Origin of the sequence: Christiangramia sp. 3-2217-3z, assembly GCF_051195275.1 — a bacterium.
Classification (GTDB): Bacteria; Bacteroidota; Bacteroidia; order Flavobacteriales; family Flavobacteriaceae; genus Christiangramia; species Christiangramia marina.
On sequence record NZ_JBNJLI010000008.1, the window covers coordinates 173676 to 180111 of the forward strand.

The 6436-nt window shown below is 32.3% G+C and carries 10 protein-coding genes; all 10 read right to left on the reverse strand.

The window, feature by feature from the left end:
• Positions 1-116 precede the first annotated feature (116 nt).
• Positions 117-542 carry a hypothetical protein gene (locus ACSHZO_RS14095; protein WP_298247967.1) on the reverse strand — a complete coding sequence of 142 codons (426 nt, stop codon included), beginning with the start codon at positions 540-542 and terminating at the stop codon, positions 117-119.
• Positions 543-839: 297 nt separating this feature from the next.
• On the reverse strand, positions 840-1358 hold the full coding sequence (locus ACSHZO_RS14100) for a hypothetical protein (RefSeq protein WP_298247968.1): 519 nt from the start codon (positions 1356-1358) through the stop codon (positions 840-842).
• A gap of 207 nt (positions 1359-1565) precedes the next feature.
• Positions 1566-2093: a hypothetical protein gene (locus tag ACSHZO_RS14105; protein WP_298247969.1), complete on the reverse strand. Its 528-nt coding sequence runs from the start codon at positions 2091-2093 to the stop codon at positions 1566-1568.
• A gap of 158 nt (positions 2094-2251) precedes the next feature.
• On the reverse strand, positions 2252-2692 hold the full coding sequence (locus ACSHZO_RS14110; protein ID WP_298247970.1) for a UPF0158 family protein: 441 nt from the start codon (positions 2690-2692) through the stop codon (positions 2252-2254).
• Positions 2685-3029 carry a DUF3024 domain-containing protein gene (locus ACSHZO_RS14115; protein ID WP_298247971.1) on the reverse strand — a complete coding sequence of 115 codons (345 nt, stop codon included), beginning with the start codon at positions 3027-3029 and terminating at the stop codon, positions 2685-2687. The genes ACSHZO_RS14110 and ACSHZO_RS14115 overlap by 8 nt, the downstream gene beginning before the upstream one ends.
• 63 nt (positions 3030-3092) lie before the next feature.
• Entirely contained in the window at positions 3093-3959 is an 867-nt protein-coding gene (locus tag ACSHZO_RS14120) for an IS3 family transposase (protein ID WP_298247972.1), read from the reverse strand.
• Positions 3956-4345: a helix-turn-helix domain-containing protein gene (locus ACSHZO_RS14125; RefSeq protein ID WP_298247973.1), complete on the reverse strand. Its 390-nt coding sequence runs from the start codon at positions 4343-4345 to the stop codon at positions 3956-3958. Before ACSHZO_RS14125 ends, ACSHZO_RS14120 begins: the two co-directional genes overlap by 4 nt.
• 209 nt (positions 4346-4554) lie before the next feature.
• On the reverse strand, positions 4555-4968 hold the full coding sequence (locus tag ACSHZO_RS14130; RefSeq protein ID WP_298247974.1) for a cytochrome c oxidase assembly factor Coa1 family protein: 414 nt from the start codon (positions 4966-4968) through the stop codon (positions 4555-4557).
• A 10-nt stretch (positions 4969-4978) separates the two neighbouring features.
• Positions 4979-5380 (reverse strand): hypothetical protein, encoded by a 402-nt coding sequence (locus ACSHZO_RS14135; RefSeq protein WP_298247975.1) that lies wholly within the window; start codon positions 5378-5380, stop codon positions 4979-4981.
• 262 nt (positions 5381-5642) lie between these two features.
• The gene (locus ACSHZO_RS14140; protein WP_298247976.1) at positions 5643-6347 is read right to left on the reverse strand and encodes an SUMF1/EgtB/PvdO family nonheme iron enzyme; all 705 of its coding nucleotides are present in this window, start codon (positions 6345-6347) and stop codon (positions 5643-5645) included.
• Positions 6348-6436: the final 89 nt, after the last annotated feature.

Consider the following 6436-nt stretch of genomic DNA (forward strand, 5'->3'; position numbering starts at 1 on the left):
GTGCCGCTTATTGGCGATGAACCGTTGTTGTGAGCTGTTGTTAATGATCAAGTTTTTCTTATAAAGTTAAACTTATAGAATAAATACTTTTTTAACGTTTTGATTTTTGTGAAAGTTTACCTAATTGGTTTAGGAATAGGGGGTGGTGGAGGAAATTCTATGGTGACAGGATACTTATAATAGGAATTTGATTTCACATCGAATTCATAAAGAAATAAAATGGGCTTTTCTTTTGCTTGGTGATAAGTCCAATAAGCTTTCCATGGATCTGTGAAATTCAATAATTTTACATCTATTACATTTACTAAAATTCTTTTCGATTTTTCTATGTCGTAAATAAATATCGGAGATTTAAGAGAGTATTTATTCCTAAAGAAAAATTTCAATTTTTTGTTATTACTACGAGATAAGTATTTTTTAAGCTCAATAGAATCTTTTTCATTGAAATCAATGTTAACAATTTTACTCCTATCAGATTGTGCTAAAGTAATTTGAAATACAAAAAATATAAATAGATGTTTAATTTTAAAATTTTGGCTCATAATTAGCTAAGATTTGTAAAACAATCTACGAATTTCTTATTTCGAAATAAAGATCCCTTTTTAAGTTGATGGTTATAAATTTAGGATTTTCTATATGTTTAACAATTGCTCACAACGGTCTCGGTTATCGCCAGTTGGCGGAATTAGGGACGCGGATTTGTCGGCTTAGTACTGGTTCGTTGGTTAAGTTAATTATTTTCTTACTAACGCTGCCGTCTATTGGCGATTAACCGTTGTTACCTGCCGTTATTGCTATTAATCAGTTGTTCTAAGTTGAAAATTGATTAATTGAACTTACTAATAGTATCTCTCAACATTTGTTGTATCTATCATATACCCGCCTAATTCTTTATAGGTTTCAAGAAAATTTTTAAAATACTTTTTTACAGCAGAACTAGCATTTTTATGAATATGATCTAAAATTATTTCTTCTGATCTACCGTCTTTTTCTACGTATATATAGTAATCAACATCGGCCCACGATTGAACTAAGTCTTCTTGAGTTAAATCTCCATCCAATAGTTCGGAAGGCACGTTCAATAAATTAGAGCTATTGTTGAAATTTTCCAGATCTAATTCTTCATTGAATGTTGTACTTGACCATTCTCCATATTCGTCCAATTCACTATCCGCATCTTTCAATAACACTTTTTCATTGATCATGTACAAATCCCTGCAGTCTCCTCCGCAGAGTCCATATATTCCTCCAAATATTACTTTGTCCACTTGTTGAATTTCTGGTTCTGTGTTGTCGTCATTTTTAGAACAAGATAAAATGGATATTACTGAAAGGAGAGAAAATAAATATTTTTTCATTGTAGTTGTTTCTTTATAGATACTCAATTTTAAAAATGGTTGCGTATCTCAATGCAATAATTGCAGGTAACGGTTTCGGTTATCGCCAGTTTGCGGAATAGGGGACGCGGATTTGTCGGCTTAGTATTGGTTCGTTGGTCAAGATAATTATTTTCTTACTAACGGTGCCGCTTATTGGCGATTAACCGTTGTTGGCTGTAGTGCTTTTTACGGATTATTCTTTAAAGTGATTTTTATTATTCCTCGAACTTCTTTAGAAGTGTATTTTATAATAGAGTCTTTGTTATTAATTACTCGAATATTGGCAATAGAATCAGCGCTTATATTTTTGGCTTTTAAATTACTTATTTTCTTCCCATCAACTAGATATAATACGTCTAAATTTCTTTCATAGTCTTCTTTTATTTTTTGATCAAAAGGTTTTGTTTTAATTAGAATTACACCATTGACACTTTCTTCACCATAATATTTGTTAAGTTGATTTTGTCCTTTTTTTAAAATGGTCAAATTTTCTATATCAAATCGAGAAATAGAAATCGTACCTAGGGCATATTTATCAATAATAGTATCATTAATAACAATTACAGGGTTATCAGTTACTTTGTCATTTTTTTTGATACTGGAAATAATTTCATAGATATAGTTCTGATGAACTATTTCCTTTTGTGAGGGTATCTGTGCAAAACCAACGGTTAGGGAAAACATAGGAATTAGAATATATAATATTTTTTTCATTTGTTCTTTATCGAAAATTTATAGCATTACTGCCAACGGTTTCGGTTACCGCAAGTTGCGGGAGTAAGGACGCGAATTTGTCGGCTTAGTTGTTTTAATAAATGGTCTCTAAAATAGACATTTTTAGCAAACTACCCGTTATTTGCGGTGAACCGTTGTTATGTGCTGGCGTTATTACGATTCATTATTTCTAGGACTATTTTTTCTAATTCTTTTTGTTTAAACTCAAACCAATCTTCTCGATATTCCCAATTGTCTATCAAATATTTAAAATTTTGAAAAGGTTTTCTTCTGTTCAAAGCTTGGTTTAATTTTTCTTTGAATTCAGCTTCTTTGATTTGATTTTTAAAATCTTCCATTATTTTAAAGGATTCGAAACTTTCTAAAAATTCAAATTTTATTAAGTCCTTTTTCTGAGATTTCACCTTCTCTAAATCATCTTTAAAAACCTCTTTATTATATTCTTCATCACCTGTCGCCATTAAATCAGCGTTGGGAATGCAGATTAATTCTTTAGTTTTTTGATTAAAAAAGCATTCATTTCCACAATCCAGTTGCTGTGCTATCTCTTTTATTATATTTTGATCAAGTTTATCCATAAAAACAGCCATATTTATCTTCTTGGATAGTTTCTAAAATTTTATTCAAATGTGTAGAATTTGGGAATGGTTCGTATAATTCCCATTTTAGATTTCCACGCATCCAATATAAATTCCAGGTATTTCTGGTTTTGTAATATCTAATTTTTGCAAATGGAATCTGAATTATTTCTTTTGGATTATCCCATTGAGGTCTGATTTCGAAAATTTCAATTATTTTTCCATCATAGGAATATCCGAAATCTAGTTCCTTTCTAATTTCAGGATCTTCTGGCCTTAAAGATTCAACGTATTTTTTTATCGTTGATTCATTTATGTCAATTATATCTTCTTTCATAGAATTTTTCTCTTGTCTTGTACTGAAATAGGTTTACCATTTTTGAATGATTTTTTAGACATTTTAAATGGTTAATAGTTCTAATTTTTGCTGGTTCATTTTGTAGGAACGGTAGGGTAGATCTCCTTTCAAGTGAACCTGTTTTGGTGTTTTTAATTGAAGACTAAAATGCGGTCTTTTTTGATTGTAAATTTCGACGGCACTTTTGAGCATCTTCCTGGCTAATTTAAGATTTTTAATGGTTCGTTTTAAACCGTATTCATATTTAAGTGTTTGATTAATTCTTTCAGCGACTGCATTTTCATAGGGATCAGACTGTTGGGTCATACTTATGATGAGTCCGTTTTCTTCAGCAAAACTGGTGTATTCCGGATTACAGTACTGGATTCCGCGATCTGAATGATGAATGATCTTCTGTTCTTTAAACTTTCTGTTTTTAAGAGCTATTCTGAGCGCATCGATACAAAGTGATGTCTTCATATGATTGGCGATCTTATAACCCATGATCTGCTTTGAATAAGCATCGGTGACCAGGGCCAGGTAAGCATGCCCTTTTTCAGTTTTGATATAGGTGATGTCGCTTACCCATAGTTGTTCCGGCCTGGTAGGCACTTTGTCTTTAACCAGGTTTCTGTATTTAAAGAATCGATGTTTAGAATAGGTGGTGATATGATGTTTCTTAGTTTTGGCTACCAGCAGGTTGTGGCTTCGCAGGAAGCGATAGAACTTGTCTCTTCCCATTTTGATGCCTTGCCGGCGCATAACTTCTTTTAATAATTCATAGAGTTTTAAGCCACCGGTTCGATGGCCGATCTCCTGGCGCTTCTCCAGGACCATCTTGCGAACAATGTGTTCGGTTCTATTTTGAGTATGAAGAGATCTCAGGCGCTTGTAGAAGGCCTGTTTAGAGATCCCAAAACATTGGATCAACCATTTCTTTTTAAACGGTCTTGTTTCTTTTTTTCGATCTCTTTGGCTAATGTTTCGGGCAATGACTTTTTTGCCATGTCCACTCCGGTAAGGAGCTCCATATCGGCAATGACATCCTGCTGAAAATCTTTCACGAATTCCAGTTCTTCGATTTTCTCTTTTAGCCTTTTGATCTCATCTTTCTTGCTCATGTATTGCTTCTTTTGATCTAAGGTAGCATATTTCTTTATCCAGAAGTAGATTGAAGTTCTGGAAACCTGGTATTTATCGGAAGCATGATTAATGGAGATACGTCCATTATGGATCTCATCGATGATCTTGAGCTTAAGATCAAAGCCTACTTTTTTGTAGGAATTTTTTGGACAGTCTTGATTTGTTGTTTTCATCTGATAGGTAACTAAGTTGTTTAAATTTTAGTAAACCTATTTCAGGAAATGACATCTAAAACGCTTGCACATAACGGTTACGGTTATCGCAAGTTGCGGGAGTAGGGACGCGGACTTGTCGGCTTAGTTTTTTTTTCTTTCTTGGTTTCTAAAATTACACTTTTTCGACTAAACCCGTTATTTGCGATGAACCGATGTTGCCTGCAGTTTTAGGGCAGGTTTATTATTTCAATAGTTTTTTTCTTCTTTTCATGATCTTCAATTCGAATTTTCACCTTTTCGTAACGCCAGCTTTGATTTTCTCTTTCTGCTGTTAAATCTAATTTTCCATTTCCTTTTGAACCCTCAACTTTTATAGTTGAATTTACTGTTTGATTATCATTTGAAAAATTGACTTCTCCGTTTAAAATAGTCATTTTGTCTATGGGCTGAATTTCTCCAATTTCATCTAATACTCTTTGGTCGGAGTTAGCCTTCTCAATAGCATTATTGTAGAGTTCTTGATCTGTATATGCCTGGGTTAAATCAGTTGCAACTTTTCCCATTCCGGATGATGAAAACAAGTAAAAGACAACTGCTAAAACAACTATTATTGGAATTATCCATTTTAGACTTCTTCTCATATTTTCTTGATTAGTTTTTAGTAAATGTTTTATTCGCTTTTTTTCTAGCTTTTTCGAAAGACTCTTTTCTAAACCTTGGATCCACATATCCGAAGAAGCTTGTTGTACTATCTTTTTTATGTACTAAAACAATAAATTTTTCACCTTCTTTAAGGCGTGCTTTAATATTTTCTTCGTATCCTTCTAATGGTTTTTCTTTTCCAAGAAAGTATTCGTAAAATAGAATATTCGTTTTTGGAATATGGTAACTCAATCTATTTTCTTTGACTCTGCCAATTACTTCATAAAATTCTTCTGGATCGTAATCTTCATATTCTAATCTTTTATTATTCTTTGAATTTGAACAACTAAGAATTGAAGTGCCTGTTATTATTAGAAAAATTAAAGTCAGTATTCTTTTAGTCAAAATCATTCTGAAAATTGCTGGCAACTGTCCCGGTTATCGCCAGTTGGCGGAGTAAGGGACGCGGATTTGTCGGCTTAGTATTGGTTTGTTGGTCAAGTTAATTATTTTCTTACTAACGCTGCCGGCTATTGGCGATTAACCGTTGTTGCCCACAGTTATTTTATCAATAAATGTTATTAGTAGATTTTATTTGTTTTATCCCATATAACCAAGTCGCTTCTTTTTGTGAATTCCAATCTACCCTTTATCACAACACAGTAAATAATATTTATGGTTCTAACTCACACGCACAGCGAAATCCTGTAAGATCATTTGGAAACTCAATAGGATTTATATTTTTCCAATTCTCCCCAAATAAATCATCTGTACTTGTAAATTCAGAAATCCGATATAATATAAAACCATTAATATATTTATCGGTGCGAAATTTAGTTGGGTTTTTACCATTATGAAAAGTGAATTTATTTAATCGAGAAAAATACTTTTTTGACGTAGTCAATTCTTCTTTTGTGGGTAATCGATATTTAACATTTTGGATTGCAGTCTTATTGTCATTAACTGGGTGATATTGCACCATTTCTGTTCTCCAATTGCAAAAATCTTGTGCTTGTCGTTTTGAAATTCTAAGAACTGGAGAATACTTATATTTAATATTTTCAAAGTAATTTTTCTTTGTTAAGAAGCTTTCATTTTTATCTAAATTTTTTAGAAATGAAGGATACATTACAGTTAATCTATCCGGTTTCTTATCTACAGTTTTATAGTATTCAGAGAAGGAGTCAAAACCTTTCTTTCTCAGAAAATGTTTTGCAGTCAAATATTCTAAAAACATGAAGTTAGTTATCGGAGCTTTATCAATAAAAATGCTATCATTTAATTGAATTGTTCCTGGTGGAATTTTTGATTTTTTCTGACCTAATAAAATCGTAGTAGTCAGATTTAAAACTAAAATTAAGAGTAAAATCTTCTTCATAATAATTGTGGGCAACGGTCTCGGTTATCGCCAGTTGGCGGAGTAGGGGATGCGGATTTGTCGGCTTAGTATTTTGTTGTTGGACAAGT